This window comes from Dokdonella sp. (assembly GCF_017744955.1).
Taxonomy (GTDB): Bacteria; Pseudomonadota; Gammaproteobacteria; order Xanthomonadales; family Rhodanobacteraceae; genus Dokdonella_A.
The window spans coordinates 545,836-561,637 of record NZ_JAGIAG010000002.1; the positions used below are offsets into that span (position 1 = coordinate 545,836).

Annotated in this window: 16 protein-coding genes; 6 read left to right on the forward strand and 10 right to left on the reverse strand. The window is 70.2% G+C overall.

The features are described 5' to 3' along the window. The first annotated feature begins 6 nt into the window (after positions 1-6). The gene (locus J7520_RS07470) at positions 7-831 is read left to right on the forward strand and encodes a YggS family pyridoxal phosphate-dependent enzyme (RefSeq protein WP_291186073.1); all 825 of its coding nucleotides are present in this window, start codon (positions 7-9) and stop codon (positions 829-831) included. Next, positions 828-1,685, forward strand: a complete 858-nt coding sequence (pdxK, locus tag J7520_RS07475; RefSeq protein ID WP_291186075.1) for a pyridoxine/pyridoxal/pyridoxamine kinase — start codon at positions 828-830, stop codon at positions 1,683-1,685. The genes J7520_RS07470 and pdxK overlap by 4 nt, the downstream gene beginning before the upstream one ends. A gap of 25 nt (positions 1,686-1,710) precedes the next feature. On the opposite strand, the gene J7520_RS07480 is transcribed toward pdxK, so the two are convergent. Genes J7520_RS07480 through J7520_RS07490 form a run of 3 tightly spaced genes read right to left on the reverse strand, consistent with a single transcriptional unit; the run spans position 1,711 to position 5,035 of the window. Further along, positions 1,711-4,113 (reverse strand): excinuclease ABC subunit UvrA, encoded by a 2,403-nt coding sequence (locus J7520_RS07480; RefSeq protein WP_291186077.1) that lies wholly within the window; start codon positions 4,111-4,113, stop codon positions 1,711-1,713. A gap of 25 nt (positions 4,114-4,138) precedes the next feature. Continuing rightward, entirely contained in the window at positions 4,139-4,549 is a 411-nt protein-coding gene (locus tag J7520_RS07485) for a VOC family protein (protein ID WP_291186080.1), read from the reverse strand. A 36-nt stretch (positions 4,550-4,585) separates the two neighbouring features. Then, complete coding sequence (locus J7520_RS07490) at positions 4,586-5,035, reverse strand: helix-turn-helix transcriptional regulator (protein ID WP_291186081.1); 450 nt, start codon at positions 5,033-5,035, stop codon at positions 4,586-4,588. A 190-nt stretch (positions 5,036-5,225) separates the two neighbouring features. Here J7520_RS07490 and J7520_RS07495 point away from each other — a divergent pair, with 190 nt between their 5' ends. After that, positions 5,226-5,579 carry a hypothetical protein gene (locus J7520_RS07495; RefSeq protein WP_291186083.1) on the forward strand — a complete coding sequence of 118 codons (354 nt, stop codon included), beginning with the start codon at positions 5,226-5,228 and terminating at the stop codon, positions 5,577-5,579. Between the two features lie 22 nt (positions 5,580-5,601). Here J7520_RS07495 and J7520_RS07500 read toward each other — a convergent pair whose 3' ends face one another. The 7 genes from J7520_RS07500 to J7520_RS07530 form a co-directional block, all read right to left on the reverse strand. Further along, positions 5,602-6,300 carry a 2OG-Fe(II) oxygenase gene (locus tag J7520_RS07500; RefSeq protein WP_291186085.1) on the reverse strand — a complete coding sequence of 233 codons (699 nt, stop codon included), beginning with the start codon at positions 6,298-6,300 and terminating at the stop codon, positions 5,602-5,604. A 13-nt stretch (positions 6,301-6,313) separates the two neighbouring features. After that, a complete protein-coding gene (gene ada / locus J7520_RS07505; RefSeq protein ID WP_291186086.1) occupies positions 6,314-7,378 on the reverse strand; it encodes a bifunctional DNA-binding transcriptional regulator/O6-methylguanine-DNA methyltransferase Ada in 1,065 nt (354 codons plus the stop codon). 150 nt (positions 7,379-7,528) lie between these two features. Further along, the gene (locus J7520_RS07510) at positions 7,529-8,080 is read right to left on the reverse strand and encodes a methylated-DNA--[protein]-cysteine S-methyltransferase (RefSeq protein WP_291186088.1); all 552 of its coding nucleotides are present in this window, start codon (positions 8,078-8,080) and stop codon (positions 7,529-7,531) included. 26 nt (positions 8,081-8,106) lie between these two features. Continuing rightward, complete coding sequence (locus J7520_RS07515) at positions 8,107-8,298, reverse strand: hypothetical protein (RefSeq protein ID WP_291186090.1); 192 nt, start codon at positions 8,296-8,298, stop codon at positions 8,107-8,109. A gap of 91 nt (positions 8,299-8,389) precedes the next feature. After that, complete coding sequence (locus J7520_RS07520) at positions 8,390-9,103, reverse strand: 2OG-Fe(II) oxygenase (RefSeq protein WP_291186091.1); 714 nt, start codon at positions 9,101-9,103, stop codon at positions 8,390-8,392. Then, positions 9,100-9,660, reverse strand: a complete 561-nt coding sequence (locus tag J7520_RS07525) for a methylated-DNA--[protein]-cysteine S-methyltransferase (RefSeq protein WP_291186092.1) — start codon at positions 9,658-9,660, stop codon at positions 9,100-9,102. Before J7520_RS07525 ends, J7520_RS07520 begins: the two co-directional genes overlap by 4 nt. 128 nt (positions 9,661-9,788) lie before the next feature. Next, on the reverse strand, positions 9,789-10,169 hold the full coding sequence (locus tag J7520_RS07530) for a hypothetical protein (RefSeq protein WP_291186093.1): 381 nt from the start codon (positions 10,167-10,169) through the stop codon (positions 9,789-9,791). 338 nt (positions 10,170-10,507) lie between these two features. Here J7520_RS07530 and J7520_RS07535 point away from each other — a divergent pair, with 338 nt between their 5' ends. From J7520_RS07535 to J7520_RS07545, 3 genes are all read left to right on the forward strand, one after another. Then, on the forward strand, positions 10,508-11,428 hold the full coding sequence (locus J7520_RS07535) for an SDR family oxidoreductase (RefSeq protein WP_291186552.1): 921 nt from the start codon (positions 10,508-10,510) through the stop codon (positions 11,426-11,428). A gap of 145 nt (positions 11,429-11,573) precedes the next feature. Then, complete coding sequence (locus J7520_RS07540) at positions 11,574-12,152, forward strand: GIY-YIG nuclease family protein (RefSeq protein ID WP_291186094.1); 579 nt, start codon at positions 11,574-11,576, stop codon at positions 12,150-12,152. 369 nt (positions 12,153-12,521) lie between these two features. Then, positions 12,522-15,590, forward strand: coding sequence for an Ig-like domain-containing protein (locus J7520_RS07545; protein ID WP_291186096.1), 3,069 nt, complete (start codon positions 12,522-12,524; stop codon positions 15,588-15,590). The last annotated feature ends 212 nt before the right edge of the window (positions 15,591-15,802 follow it).

Sequence of the window (15,802 nt, forward strand, 5' to 3'; positions counted from 1 at the left end):
TGCGGCATGACCGGCGACGACGCGCGCTCCGCCCCGGGGACGCGAACCCTGCACGACCGCCACGGCCGCTGGGCGCGTGCCGAGACGGTGGAGGACTTCCGCCGCAATCTCGCCGACGTGCAGCGGCGCATCGAAGAGGCCAGCGTCAGGGCCGGGCGCGATCCGCGCGAGGTGCGCCTGCTGCCGGTGAGCAAGACCGTCGACGAGGCGCGCATCCGCCTGTCCTACGCCGCCGGTTGCCGGCAGCTCGGCGAGAACAAGGTGCAGGAGGCGTATCGCAAGTGGGAGGCGATGGCGGACCTGCCCGATCTGCGCTGGTCGGTGATCGGCCATCTGCAGACCAACAAGGCCAAGCTGGTCGCGCGTTTCGCCAGCGAATTCCAGGCACTGGACAGCCTGCGCGTGGCCGAGGCGCTGGAGCGGCGCCTGCAGGTCGAGGGGCGCGCGCTGGACGTGTTCGTGCAGGTCAACACCTCCGGCGAAGACAGCAAGTACGGCCTCCCGCCCGAGGAAGTCGCGCCGTTCCTGCGCCGGCTGCCGGCGTTCTCCGCGTTGCGCGTGCGCGGGCTGATGACCCTCGCCCTGCTGTCGGCGGAAGCGCCGCGCGTGCGCCGCTGCTTCGTCCTGCTGCGCGACCTGCGCGAGCGGCTGCGCCAGGACGCTCCGCAAGGCGTCGGCCTCGACGAACTGTCGATGGGCATGTCCGGCGACTACGAGATCGCCGTCGAGGAGGGCGCCACCGTCGTCCGCGTCGGGCAGGCGATCTACGGCGCGCGTGCGTTGCCGGACAGCCACTATTGGCCGGCGGCCGGAGAAGGGGAATCTCGATGAGTCTTTCGCGAACCGACGTCGTCGCCGAGGCGATGCAGCCGCTTTCCGTCGACGTGGTGTCGGTGCAGTCGCAGGTCGTCTACGGCCGCGTCGGCAACAACGTCGCGGTGCCGACGCTGCAGGCGTTCGGCCTCGCCGTCGCCGCCGTGCCGACCGTGGTGCTGAGCAATACGCCGCATTACCCGAGCATCCACGGCGGCACCGTGCCGATCGACTGGTTCGCCGGCTACCTCGAGGATCTGTCGGCGCGCGGCGCCCTGCGCGAACTCAGGGCGATCGTGACGGGCTATCTCGGCACGCCGGAGCAGGCGGGCGCGCTCGGCGGATGGATCGCCCGCATGCGCGAGGCGCAGCCTGGTGTGCGCGTCATCGTCGATCCGGTGATCGGCGACCACGACCACGGCATCTACGTCGTGCCGGGCCTGATCGACGCCTACCGAGAGCATCTGCTGCCGCAGGCCGACGGCCTGACGCCGAACGGCTTCGAGCTGGAGCAGCTGAGCGGACGCGCCTTGACCGGCTTCGACGACGTCGTCGAAGCGGCGCGCCGGCTGCTGGTCGGCCGCACGCAGTGGGTGATCGTCACCAGCGCCAATCCCGGCGCCTGGGCGGAAGGCAGCATGCAGGTGGCCGTGGTGACCAGGGACGAGGCGGAGGTGTTGACGCATGCGCGCGTCGACATCGCGCCGAAAGGCACCGGCGACCTGTTCAGTGCGGCCGTGCTCGGCGGTCTGCTCGGCGGCGCGTCGATCGTCGAGGCGGCCGCGTCGGCGTGCGACCGCGTCGTGGCGGCGCTGCGCTCGACGCTGCAGGCGCGTTCCGCCGAGTTGCTGCTGCCGCCGTCGCGGAGCTAGCCCGCGGCGCTCTTCCTCGCCGGCTTCATCGCCGTCCCGTGGCGCCCACGTAGGCCGCGAGATGCTTGCCGGTCAACGTCGAGCGCGCGGCGACGAGTTCGGCCGGCGTCCCCTCGAACACGATCCGGCCGCCGTCGTGACCGGCGCCGGGGCCGAGGTCGACGATCCAGTCCGCGTGCGCCATCACCGCCTGGTGATGCTCGACGACGATGACCGACTTGCCGGCGTCGACGAGCCGGTCGAGCAGGCCGAGCAGTCGCTCGACGTCGGCGAGATGCAGGCCGCTGGTCGGTTCGTCGAGCACGTAGACGCCGCCTTTCTCGCCGAGGTGGGTGGCCAGCTTGAGACGCTGCCGCTCGCCGCCGGACAGCGTGGTCAGCGGCTGGCCGAGGCTGAGATAGCCGAGGCCGACGTCGGCGAGTCGTTCGAGGATCGCGTGCGCGGCCGGCGTGCGCGCCTTGCCGGCGCCGAAGAACTCGCGCGCTTCGGCGACCGGCATCGCCAGCACTTCGCTGATGTCCTTGCCGCCGAATTCGTACTTCAGCACCGCGGGCTGGAAGCGCTTGCCCTCGCAGTCCTCGCAGAGCGTGGCGACGCCGGCCATCATCGCCAGGTCGGTGTAGATCACGCCGGCGCCATTGCAGGTCGGGCAGGCGCCCTCGGAGTTCGCGCTGAACAGCGCCGGCTTCACGCCGTTGGCTTTCGCGAACGCGTTGCGGATCGGATCGAGCAGCCCGGTGTAGGTCGCCGGATTGCTGCGCCGCGAACCGCGGATCGCGCTCTGGTCGACCGTCACCACGCCGTCGCGCTCGGAGATCGAGCCGTGGATCAGCGAACTCTTGCCCGAGCCGGCCACGCCGGTGACGACGACGAGCACGCCGAGCGGAACGTCGACGTCGACGTCGCGCAGGTTGTGCGCGTTCGCGCCGCGGATCTTCAGCTGGCCGTTCGGCTTGCGCGGCGTCTTCTTCAGCGCGACGCGGTCGTCGAGATGACGGCCGGTGAGCGTCCCGCTCGCGCGCAGGGCCTCGACGCCGCCTTCGAAGGCGATTTCACCGCCGCCCGCGCCGGCACCCGGGCCCAGGTCGACGACGTGGTCGGCGATCGCGATCGCCTCGGGTTTGTGCTCGACGACGAGCACGGTGTTGCCCTTGTCGCGTAGCCGCAGCAACAGCTCGTTCATGCGCTGGATATCGTGCGCATGCAGGCCGATCGTCGGCTCGTCGAAGACGTAGGTGACGTCGGTCAGCGGCGAGCCGAGATGGCGGATCATCTTGGTGCGCTGCGCCTCGCCGCCCGACAGCGTGCCCGACGGCCGCTCGAGCGAGAGATAGCCGAGGCCGATTTCCACGAACGAGTCCAGCGTGTGCAGCAGCTTGGCGAGCAGCGGCGCCACCGACGGCTCGTCGAGGCCGCGCACCCATTCGGCGAGGTCGCGAATCTCCATCGCGCAGGCGTCGGCGATGTTGATCTTGCCGATCTTCGACGAGCGGGCCGCTTCGGCGAGGCGGGTGCCGCCGCAGTCGGGGCAGGTGCTGAACGTCACCACGCGCCCGACGAAGGCGCGCACGTGCGGCTGCATCGCGTCGACGTCCTTGGCCAGGAACGATTTCTGGATCGTCGGGATCAGGCCGGCGTAGGTCAGGTTGATGCCGTCGACCTTGATCCTGGTCGGTTCCTTGTAGAGCAGGTCGTGCCGTTCCTTCTTGCTGAACTTCCGGATCGGCTTGTCCGGATCGAAGAAGCCGCAGCCGCGGAAGATGCGCCCGTACCAGCCGTCCATGCTGTAGCCGGGAATGGTCAGCGCGCCGTCGTTGAGCGACTTGGCCTCGTCGTAGAGCTGCGTCAGGTCGAAGTCGGTGACCGTGCCGCGGCCCTCGCAGCGCGGACACATGCCGCCGGTGCGCTCGAAGGTTTCCTTCACCGTCTTCGTCTTGGCGCCGCGCTCGATGGTGATCGCGCCGGCGGCCTTCACCGACGGCACGTTGAAGGCGAACGCGCTGGGCGGGCCGATGTGCGGCTTGCCGAGGCGGCTGAACAGGATGCGCAGCATCGCGTTGGCGTCGGTGGCGGTGCCGACGGTGGAGCGCGGATCGGCGCCGAGGCGCTCCTGGTCGACGATGATCGCGGTGGTCAGGCCGTCGAGCACGTCGACGTCGGGCCGTGCGGTGCTCGGCATGAAACCCTGCACGAAGGCGCTGTAGGTCTCGTTGATCAGCCGCTGCGATTCGGCGGCGATGGTGTCGAACACCAGCGAACTCTTGCCCGAGCCGGAGACGCCGGTGAACACCGTCAGCCGGCGCTTGGGGATCTCGACGCTGACGTTCTTGAGATTGTTCTCGCGCGCGCCGACCACGCGGATCAGGTCGTGGCGGTCGGCGGCGTGCGGCGCGCTCGCCGGCGCGTCCTTCGTCTTGGCCTTGCTCATCGGGTCTCCGTGCGCGCCGCTCGCTTCAGCGCAGCTGGTTGATGCGGATGTGATTGCCGGCCGGATCGCGGAACGCGCAATCGCGCACGCCGTACGGCTGCTCGGTCGGCTCCTGCACCACTTCGGCGCCGCTCGCCTGCAGCTTCTCGAAGGTGGCGTCGAGATCGTGCGTGGCGAGGATGATCATCGCGTAGGTGCCCTTGGCCATCATCTCGGCGATGGTGCGGCGCTCCTCGTCGGTGATGCCGGGCGCGGCGCCCGGCGGATGCAGCACGATCGAGGTGCCGGGCTGGCCGGCGGGGCCGACGGTGATCCAGCGCATGCCCTGGTAGCCGACGTCGTTGCGGACTTCGAAGCCGAGCGCGTCGCGATAGAAGGCGAGGGCGGCGTCGGCGTCGGTGTGCGGAAGGAAACTCTGGTGGATGGAAAGATCCATGGCGATCGGTCTCGATGCGTGGTGAAGTCCACGCGATCAGTCTAGTGGCGGCTCGCCGGCCGGCGCTTCTCGATTCCTGACCGGTCGCGTCACCTGCTTCGCCACGCACGGGGGCATGCCCGCCGTCGCCTGCGCGGCCTGCTGCCGATAGGCACTGGGCGGCATGCCGACCAGCTCGGCGAAGCGCGTGCTGAAGGTGCCGAGCGACGCGCAGCCGACCGCGAAGCAGACCTCGGTGACGCTGAGGTCGCCGCGGCGCAGCAGCGCCATCGCGCGCTCGATGCGCCGCGTCATCAGGTAGGAGTAGGGCGATTCGCCGTAGGCGAGCCGGAACTCGCGGCTGAGATGCCCGGCCGACATGTGCGCGCCGCGGGCGAGCGCTTCGACGTCCAGCGGCTGCGCGTACTCGCGGTCGATGCGGTCGCGCACGCGCCGCAGCCGGGCGAGATCGCGCAATCGCTGCGCGGCGGCGGGGTTGCTGGTCATTCGCGGGATCGTGTCACGTCGGACCGGCGTGCTCAAGGGAGGTGCCGGCCGGCGCCCGGCACGCCGGGGACGTCGTGGCGAGGCCGCTTGCGCGCGCCGGCTTGCGCGGTGGAATTCACGAATTTTGCAAGAAATTCCCTTCTAGAATGCGCCGGCGGAATCCCCGTCGCCCCCGGCCAGGAGAGCAAGCATGAAACACGCGGCATGGTTGGTTTCTCTCGCGGTATGCGTGTCGTCGTCCGGCTGCACGGATCCGGCCCAGGTCAGGGCCGAGCATCGCGCCTCGGACCAGAAGCGCTGCGCCGACTACGGCTACCGGGAGGGAACCGACGCGTTCGCCGACTGCATGATGCGTTCCGACGAGAAGCGGGAATACGCCGCGCAGCGGAATCAGGAACGGGCGGATGAGCGCAAGTCGCGCCTGCGCGAGCTGGCCCTCAAGCGCAGCGGCGACGAACGTTACCCGGTCTGCAGCGCGGCGACCCCGAATGTGGAACTGGACGTCGAGGGGTTCTGGTACGGAGAGGGTTGCCGCGCCCGCTAGGTGCCGTGTCGATCCCGCCGGATCAGCGCGCGTCGTGGAACGTCAGTTCCGCGCCGACGCGCTCGCCGCGACGCACGCGGCTGATGGCATGCTTGAGATTGACGCGATAGTAGCCGCGGCTCCCTTTGAACGGCCGTGCCGCGGTGGCGATGACGGCGGCGTCGCCGAGGCCGAGCGGAAGGACCATCGGGCGCGTCTGCATGCGCGGACGCCGTTCCGTCAGCACGAACTCGCCGCCGTCGAAGTCCGTGCCCGGCTCGGACAGCAGCGCGACGACCTGCATTGGAAACACCGGCCCGTCGTCGCTGCATTGGTGCAAGGCGACGTAGTCTTCCTCGCCCAGGCGATTCACGTGGGATTGCGGACGGACTTGTCCCGCCTGCCGGTTGCGGCGGACGAAGTCGTCGAGGTCCGCGGGATAGCGATCGTCGATGCCGAGGATGGCGTTCCAGCGGTTGGCGATGACGGCCAGAGGCCGGTAGAGCGCGTGGCGCCACGACTCCAGCGGGGCCGGCAGTTCCGCGTCGAAGCGGATCCGTTCGCCGCGCCCGAGATCGGCGGAAGCGAACGAAGTGCGACGCGCGGTTTGCAGGTTCCCGGCGCGGCGCGCGAGATCGCGCGCCGCTTCCGCGTCGAGCAGGCCGGGCAGCATCGCGTAGCCTTCGGCGTCCAGTTGCGCGGCGATGTCCGCCCAGTCCAGGCGGTCGATGGAGGCGGTCATGCGTGCGTCCCGATCAGGCTTCGGCTTCGCGGCGCAGCAGTGCGCGCTTGCGCTCCACGCCCCAGCGGTAGCCGGCGAGATCGCCGTCGCGGCGCACGACGCGATGGCAGGGAATCGCCACGGCGAGATGATTCGCGCCGCAGGCCTGCGCGACGGCGCGCACCGCTTTCGGCGCGCCGATGCGTTCGGCGATCTGCGCGTAGCTGACGGTCGTGCCGGGTGGAATCTCGCGCAGCGCCTGCCAGACGCGTTCCTGGAACGCCGTGCCGCGCACGTCCAGCGGCAGATTCAGGCCCAGCGACGGCGCTTCGACGAAGCCGACCACCCGCGCGACCAGTTGCTCGAACTCGGCATCGCCGCCGACCAGTTGCGCCTTCGGGAACTGGTCCTGCAGGTCGCGTACGAGTGCGTCGGGATCCTCGCCGAGCAGGATCGCGCAGATGCCGCGCTGGCTCTGCGCGACCAGGATCGCGCCCAGCGAGCACTGGCCGACGGCGAAACGGATCACCGCGCCGGCGCCGCCGGCGCGGTAATCGCGCGCGCGCATGCCGAGCAACTGGTCGGACGCTTCGTAGAAACGGCTGTTGGAGTTGAAGCCGGCACCGTAGATGGCATCGGTAATGGACGATGCGTTCGGCGCGTTCAGTTCCTCGCGCAGTTTGCGCGCGCGATAGGCGGAGCTGTAGGCCTTCGGCGTCAGTCCGGTCTCCGCCTTGAACAGGCGATGGAAATGGAACGGGCTCATGCCGATGCCGGCCGCGAGTTCGTCGAGGTGCGGCGGCGTCTCCGACGATTCGATCAGGCGGCACGCGCGCTCGACCAGCGCGGCGCGCCCGGCGGCGCTGCTGCGGTCGCCGCGCGTGCGGCGGCTGGAACGGTAGCCGGCCGCTTCTGCCGCCGCGGCCGAGTCGAAGAACTCCACGTTCTCGCGCCTGGGCAGCCGTGCGGCAGCGCTCGGGCGGCAGTACACGCCGGTCGTGCGCACGGCGTAGACGAAGTGCCCGTCGGCGCCGGCATCGCGTGCGCGCAAGGCTTCCCAGCGGGCATCCTCGGTCGCGTAGGCTGGACTCGTCTTCATCGTGCAGATCCCGGGCTCTTCGGACAGGCTGCCAGCATAGGTCCGAGTTGTCGCGCAAGAACTCCGATTCTTGCGCGCCGATTCTTGAGGGCGGATTTCCTGGCTGGAAATGCGTCTCCGGCGATCGATCGCAACGGGCTCGGATCGAACTCAGAATCCGGGAAGCGTGGCCGTGCGCGCAACCGCCGGGCGCGGCGCGAGCGCCTTCTCGTGTTCCAGCAGCCAGCGCTTGCGATGCACGCCCCAGGCGTAGCCCTTGAGATCGCCGTTGCCGGCGATGACGCGATGGCACGGCACGAGGAGGGCGATCGGATTGGCGCCGATGGCCGCGCCGACGTCGATGGCCGCGCGCGGGTCGTCGAAACCGAGCTGCCTGGCCAGCGTGCCGTAGCTCGTCGTGGTGCCGGCCGGGATCCGGCGCAGTGCGGCCCAGACGCGGCGTTGCAGCTCGGAGCCGGCCGTCGCCGTGGGCAATGCCTCGAGCGCGTCCAGCTCGCCCGCGAAATAGCGCCTCAGGGCTTCGGCGATCTCGGCCGGCGCAGGTCCTTCGAGCGTGTCGACGTCGCCGTAGTGCTCGCGCAGGCCTCGACGAAGACGCGCCGCGTGATCGGCGAAATCGAGCGCGCGCACGATCCGTTGCGCGTCGGTGACCAGGTGCATATCGCCGAGCGGAGATGGCAGACGGGTCGAGAAAAGATGCATGGGAGGATCCTCGTTTTCGGGGCGGCTCAACGCAGACGTGTGACGCCGAGTTCGCCGAACAGGTAAATCTCGCCGTTTTCGAGATGCAATTCGGCCCCGCCGGCCTCGTCGGTCCGCCATCGGGCCACGCCGGCGGCGGCCAGTAGTCGGCAGTACGCCTCGACGCGGTCGCGTGCGTCGTCGCTGTCGTCGGTCTGGGCTGCGGGCATCGCGATCATCGGAGCGCTCGGCGAGGTCGACGATTCTCGGCGCGGCGGCGAAGGAAACACTCCGTCGCTTGCGGTCGAATTCGGAAGATCCGGGTCTGCGTCAGCGTGCGTCGTGGAAGATCAGTCCGATGGTGTGGCGCCGGCCGCCGCGAAGGCGGCTGACGCCGTGCCGCATCGCGACTTTCCGCACGCCGCGCCGGCCGGCTGCCGGCCGCTGGTGGACGGTGAACACCACGGCGTCGCCCTGGCGCAGTGCGACGACCTCGGCGCGTTGGCCACTCGCCGCCGCTTCGGTCACGACGAACTCGCCGCCGGTGAAATCGCTGCCGGGCTCGGACAACAGGATCGCCACCTGCAACGGAAAGACGTGCTCGCCATAGAGGTCCTGGTGCAGGCAGTTGTAGTCGCCTTCGCCGTATTCGAGGATCAGCGGCGTCGGCCGCGTCTGGCCGGCGCGATGGCATCGTTGCAGGAAGGCATCCAGCTCGCCCGGATACTGCACGTCGACGCCGAGCTGCCGGTTCCAGCGATTGGCGACCGGTACCAGATGCGGATACAACGCATGGCGCAGCCGGTCGAGCAGCGGCGGCAACGGATAGGCGAAATACTTGTATTCGCCACGGCCGAAACCGTGGCGCGCCATGACGACGCGGGAACGATAGCCGCGCTCCAGCGAATACAGCGCCGCGAGCCCGGCGCACTGCGCTGCGCTCAGCAGGCCCGGCAGCACGGCGTTTCCGCGGGCGTCGAGCGAACGCTCGATGCCCGCCCAATCGAACGTCTCCGCGTCGACGGCGGCGTCGTCGATCGTCATCGCACGCCTTCCCTGGCGAGCAGGGCGCGTTTGCGTTCGGTGCCCCAGCGGTAGCCAGCGATCGCGCCGTCGCGGCGCACCACGCGATGGCACGGAATGGCGAGCGCGAGCAGATTGGCCGCGCAGGCGCCGGCGACGGCGCGAGCCGCCGTCGGCGCGCCGAGATCCTGCGCGACATCGCCGTAGCTGCGCGTGCGTCCCGCCGGAATGCCGGACAACGCCCGCCAGACGTTCTGCTCGAAATCGGTGCCGCCGATGTCGAGGTCCACCGCATCTTCGGACGTCTCTCCCTCGACGCAGGCGACGACTTGGCGGAGTTCGCGCCGCAGCGAACGTCGATCCGCTTGCAGTTCGATTTCCGGAAACGCCACGGCGAGCCGGTCGCGCAACGCTTGCGCATTCTCGCCGAGCAGGATCGCGCAGACGCCGCGTCGACTGCGGCCGACCAGGATCGCGCCCAGCGCCGTTCGACCGACCGCGAAGCGAATCGGGCCGTCGACCGGGCTGTCCGGCGCGCGGAAGTGATAGCGGAACGCAGGAGAGGGAACAGGCTGCATGGCAATCGCTCGCGTAGGGGACGGTGATGCCAGTGTGGAAGGTCTCCGCTTCCCGCACACTCCGATCCTTGCGCTGAGATCCGCCCGCCGCAATCGCGTGCGGATATCGCCTCCTTCGCCCTGCCGCGCTATCGGCGCGAGGCGATGCGCCCGGCGATGTAGGCCGCTCCCGCGGCGGCGGCGAGCACGGCCAGCGGCTGCGCGCGGACGATGCCGCGGAGCGCCTCGGCGACCTGGGCGAAGCCTTCGCGCAGTGAACCCGGCAGCGGAATCTCCTCGAATTCCACTTCCTCGGCGACGTCGACCGGCTCGTCCCAGGAATCGGCGTCGTCCCGATCGACGTCCGTCGTCCGCCGATCGCCCTGCGTCGAATCTTCTTCGTAGGGCGTATCGGTGCTCGGGGTGAAGGGGCTTTCCCGCGTGGGATCTTGCGTCGTCATGGCTCGCCTCGTCGGAATGTCGCACGTGGGCCGCGCGTATTGTCGGGCAGCAAGAACCGATCCATCCATGCATCGGCATCGTCGGCGCGGAAGCACGCCTTCGCCGCAGCGGCCGCGCGGATTCGGGCGGTGCGCGAGCACAAGGAATAAATTTCCGCGAAGCGGGAAATTTGTGGCGCGCACGGCGCGCGGCGCCTGCGCGCGCGGACGCGGCAGTCGTCGGCTTCGGTGGCATGGATGGTGCAGAACTCCGCCGGTCATTCATCGCGCCGCCGATCGGGAATTCGCGGATCGGCGCAGCGCTCTCCGTGGCCGACGAGGAATTCACGATGCCGAGCGAACTGGACATGTATTCGACCCAACGACGCCTGTTCCTCGGCGCCGCCGGCGCCGTGGCGGCCACCGGAATGGCGGCCGAACGCGTCGCTGCCGCGGCCGCCGCGCCGCCGCCCCTGGCCGACCCGCGTTCGCTCTATCCCAAGCCGCCGTTCGAGCGTCAATCGCAGCCGTGGCCGGGGCTCAGCGGAAAAATGAAGCCGCGCCCCGATCACGGTGAGCGCAGCTACAAGGGGCGCGGACGCCTGGCGGGACGCAAGGCGCTGGTCACCGGAGGCGACTCCGGCATCGGCCGCGCGGTGGCGATCGCCTTCGCCCGTGAAGGGGCCGACGTCGCGATTTCGTACTTGCCGGCGGAACAGGAAGACGCCGACGAAGTGCAGCAGCTGATCCGCGACGCGGGTCGCAAGGCGGTCCTGCTGCCCGGCGACATCCGCTCGGAAGCCTTCTGCACGAAGCTGGTCGAGGAGGCCGCGACGCGGCTCGGCGGGCTCGACATCCTCGTCAACAACGCCGGCCGACAGAAGAGCGCCGCGTCGATTCTCGACATCAGCACCGACGACTTCGACTGGACGTACAAGACGAACGTCTACGCGATGTTCTGGATCACCAAGGCGGCCGTTCCGCGCATGCCAGCCGGCGCCAGCATCATCAACACGGCATCGGTGAACGCGTACGATCCGTCGGAGAATCTGCTGGACTACGCCTCGACGAAAGCCGCGATCGCCAACTTCTCCAAGGGACTGGCCAAGCAGATGGCCGAACGCGGCATCCGCGTCAACGCCGTGGCGCCCGGGCCGTACTGGACGCCTCTGCAGGTGAGCGGCGGCCAGACGCAGGACAAGCTCGTGACATTCGGCCGCGACGTTCCGCTGGGCCGGCCCGGCCAGCCCGCCGAGATCGCCACGGTCTACGTGGAGCTGGCTTCGGCCGAGGCGAGCTACGTGACCGGCCAGGTCTACGGCGCCGCCGGCGGACGCGGCAATCCGTGAGTGCGCGCCGCGCGCGCGTCCGCGAGAATGCCGGCTGTGGCGGACATCGGCGTTTTCGCCTTCCGGAAGAGTGACCCGCAGTTCGAGACATGACGACCCGGCAGCGTTTCCGCGCAGGCTTTCGTGCGGACGCGCGTTCGTCTACGTGGTCGGATGCCGCGACGACACGCTGCTCAAGATCGGCTTCACGCGCGATCCGATGGACCGCTGGCGCACGCTGCATCCGCGCTTCTTCGAGTTCTTCGGCCTCGACCAGGGCATTCTCGTCGCCACCGAGAAGGTCGGCGAGGCGCGTGCGCTGGAGCGCCGATTGCTGGAAACCTTTTCGAGCGATCAGGCCCTGGCGCCGCTGGCGGTGCGGGCGACGGCAGGTGGGAGTTCCGAATGGTTCCGCGGCGTGATGGCGGAGGCGGTCGATGCCGCGAAGGACGCGGCATCGCGTCAGGGCTGGCGATGGCAGCAGCCGGACGAATGGATGCGCTCGATGCTGACGGCGCGGCTGGACGTCCTGTTCGCGTGGACCTCGGCGATGCTGGAAGCGCTCGAATTCGAGCGGCACAACGCGCCGCCCGTCGCCTCGGCGCAGGCGGGAGCCGTGTACGAACGCGCGCTGCTCGACACGCTCGATGCGTTCCGTTCGGTCGGACTGGACGTCGACGACTACGTGCCGGAGCGCGTTCGGCACTGGTATGCCGTGCGCAGCCGCGGTCCCGATGGAGACTGACCGGCGCGCGGCGAAGTGGTGCGGTCCTTCGCGATCGCACACGGTGAAGGAACGATCCGAACGGAGTGTCGAAACAGGGCAGGCGACGTCGGGAATGCGTCCGTCGTCGCCGGCTCGCGCGGCGGCCGCGCCCTTCACCTGCGTTTCACGCGATTTCGAGCGCACGAGATTTCCATGCTGCGCGCGAGCGAGTGGCGACCACGTGAAAACATCCTCGAAACGGCCCTGTCATTCTTGACAGGATGCCGCTCACGTTTGTCACCGGTAGGTTGAACGTCGGGCGCGACCGACTCGACAAACGTCGCTTCGCAGGTCTGCCGCCGTCCCTGACTGCCTCGCCGTTCGAGGCCGTACTCGAGGAGCATGCCGATGAATTCCTGCGATCCCCGGACGCTTCGCGCGCGCTGCGGCGCGCATCGGCATCGCACGCCGCGCCGTGCGCTTGCGTGGCTGGCTGCGTGCGCGATCGCGCTGCTGGCGACGGCCACCGGCGCCGTCGCGGCCCCGATAGCCGTCGGCAACGGCGATTTCTCTTCCGCCGCCAATGCGGGTTCGGTCGGTGGTGGCGTCCTCGGCGGCAGCGGCACCGACGTGCCGATCGGCGCAGGACCGTGGACCGGCACCTACGCCGGCGCGATCGGCCTGCTCGCGCCGCCGACGTTGTCGATCTCGGCGACGACGCAGAAGGCGTCGATCAGCGGCCTGCTCGGCATCAGCGCGCTCGTGCTGGTCAACAACGGCGGCTACCTCGGGCAGACGCTGACGACCAACGTGCAATCGAACACGCGCTACGTTCTTTCCGCCGACGTCGACGCCGGGCGCGTGCTGCAGCTCGGGCTGCTCAACAACACGCACACGGGCGTGGCGATCGCCGCCGGCGGCGCCGTGCTCGCGTCGAGCGACACCCAGCCGGCCGGCGCGGTCACCTTGCAGCTGCTGCAGGGCACGACGTACCGGCTGACGATGACCTACGTGTCGCCGACGTCGATCGCGGCCAGTCCGATCGAAGTTCGGCTGTTCGCGCAGCCGCGAGGGCTGCTGACGGTCGACCTGCTGCCGACGATCACGTTCGACAACGTGGCGCTCGACGCGGTCGCGCTCGGCGTGCCCGCCGCGGTCGGCAACATCGCCGGCGACGGCCAGTCGGCGACCGTGAACACGTTGTTCCCCGTGCCGCTCGGCCTGCGCGTGCTCGACGGCGTCGGCAACGGCGTGGCGGGCACGCAGGTCACGTTCACCGCGCCGGCAGCCGGCGCGAGCGCGACGTTCAACGCCGGCGGCAACAGCGGCTCGGTGCTCGCCGTGCTCACCGATGCGAACGGCGACGCCAGCGTGGCGACCACCGCGAACACGGTCGCCGGCGCCTACACGATCAGCGTGCAGGTGGCCGGCCTCGCCGATCCGCAGATCTTCCATCTGACCAACACGGCCGGTGCGCCGGCGGTGGTGTCCATTCCGAACGACGGCAGCGGCGGCGGCACGCAGAGCACCACCGTCGACACGCCGTTCCCGCAGCCGCTGGTGGTCGGCGTCAGCGATTCGTTCGGCAACGCGGTCGCGGCGACGTCGGTCTCGTTCGCCGTCGCGCCCGCCGCCAACGGCGCCGGTGCGACGCTGTCCTCGCCGCAGGCGACGACCGGAGCCGACGGCCGCGCGACGATCACGGCGCGCGCGAATCTCCTCGCCGGCCAGTACGCGGTCAACGCGAGCGTCGCCGGCGTGCCGCAGGCCGCCGCGTTCTCGCTGACCAATACGGCGGGCACGCAGGCGACGATCGCCGCGTCCGGCGGCGGCACGCAGAGCACGGCCGTGACGACGCCGTTCGCGCAGCCCCTGCAGGTCACCGTCAACGATGCGTTCGGCAATCCGGTGTCCGGCGTCGCGGTCGCGTTCAGCGCGGCGACGTCCGGCGGCGCGAGCGCCGTGCTGAGCGCCGCCTCCGCGACGACCGGCGCCGACGGTACCGCCTCGGTGGGCGCGACCGCGAACGCGCAGGCCGGCAGCTACGTCGTCAGCGCGTCGGTGTCCGGCGTCGGTACCGCGGCGGCGTTCCAGCTCACCAACACCGCCGGCGCGCCGACCGCGATCGTTGCGACCGGCGGCGGCACGCAGAGCGCGCCGGTGGAGAACCCGTTCCCGCAGCCGCTCGCGGTGCAGGCGCGCGACGCGTTCGGCAATCCGGTGCCGAACGTCAGCGTCAGCTTCGTCGCCACGCCGGCGGCGAACGGCGCGTCGGCGACGCTGTCGGCCAGCGTCGCGATGACCGGCGCAGACGGTATCGCCAACGTCGGCGCGACCGCCAATTCGATCGCCGGTGCCTACACCGTCGGCGCCAGCGCGGGCGGCGCCACGGCCGCGGTATTCGGCCTCACCAACACGGCCGGTCCGCCGTCGGCGATCGTGATCGGCGCGAGCGGCAGCGGCACGCAGTCGACGACGGTGAACACGCCGTTCCCGACGCCGCTGGTGGTGCGCATCAACGACAGTCACGGCAACCCGGTGCCGAACGTCGCCGTCGCCTTCACGCCGCCGGCATCGGGCGCGAGCGCCGCGTTGTCCGCGACCGGCGCGACGACCGGCGCGAACGGCGAGGCGCAGGTGCAGGCGACCGCGAACACCGTCGCCGGCCACTACCTCGTATCGGCGACCGTCGCCGGCGTGCCGGGCGCGTTCGACTTCGACCTGACCAACACGGCGGGCACGCCGCACGACGTCGTGCCGATCGGCGGCGACGGCAGCGTCGGCGGCGGGACGCAGCAGAGCACGCCGATCGACACCGCGTTCCCGTTGCCGCTGAAGGTGCGTGTGCGCGACGAGTTCCAGAATCCGGTCGCCGGTGTCGTCGCGCAGTACGTCGCGCCGGCCTCGGGCGCGAGCGCGATGCTCTCGGCCGGCCCGCAGAACGGCGCGACGCTCAACGTCGCCACTAACGCCGCCGGCGAAGCCGTGGTGCAGGCGACCGCGAACTCCACCGTCGGCAGCTACACGGTGACCGCGCAGGTCGCCGGCGTGTCGACCCCGGTCACCTACCACCTCAGCAACACGCCGGGCAATTCGTCGACGCCGATCGGCGGCGGTACGCAGGCGGCCGTGGTCGACCAACCGTTCGCGTGCGCGCTGATCGTGCGCCTGGCCGATCCGCAGGGTCAGCCGCGTGCCGGCATCTCGGTCGATTTCACCGCTCCGGCCAGCGGGGCGTCGGCATCGCTGTCGGCGAACGGAGGCGCGGGCGGCCCGACGGCGACCGCGGTGACCGATCTCGACGGCGTCGCCTACGTCGAGGCGACCGCGAACGCCATCCCCGGCAAGTACCAGGTCTCGGCGCAGGAAGCGGGCGTGCCGACCGCGCAGGTCACGCACTTCGCGCTGGAGAACCTCGATCCGGCCGATCCGATCTTCCGGAACGGGTTCGATCTCGACTGCGGTGGTTCGCCGTGAGGTGATCCGGCTTCGTGACGACCAGCCCGCCGTATCGGCGGGCTGGTCGTTTGCGGAAACGGTGCCGTCGCGTGATGAGCACGATGTGCTTCGACGAGGGGTGATGGCGCTGATTCTTCGTCATCGAACGGACGACGCAGGTCATCACGACAACGCGGCCTGACTCGCGCGTACCCTCGGTCAGGAAGGATTCCGCCGCGTTCGTGAAGACT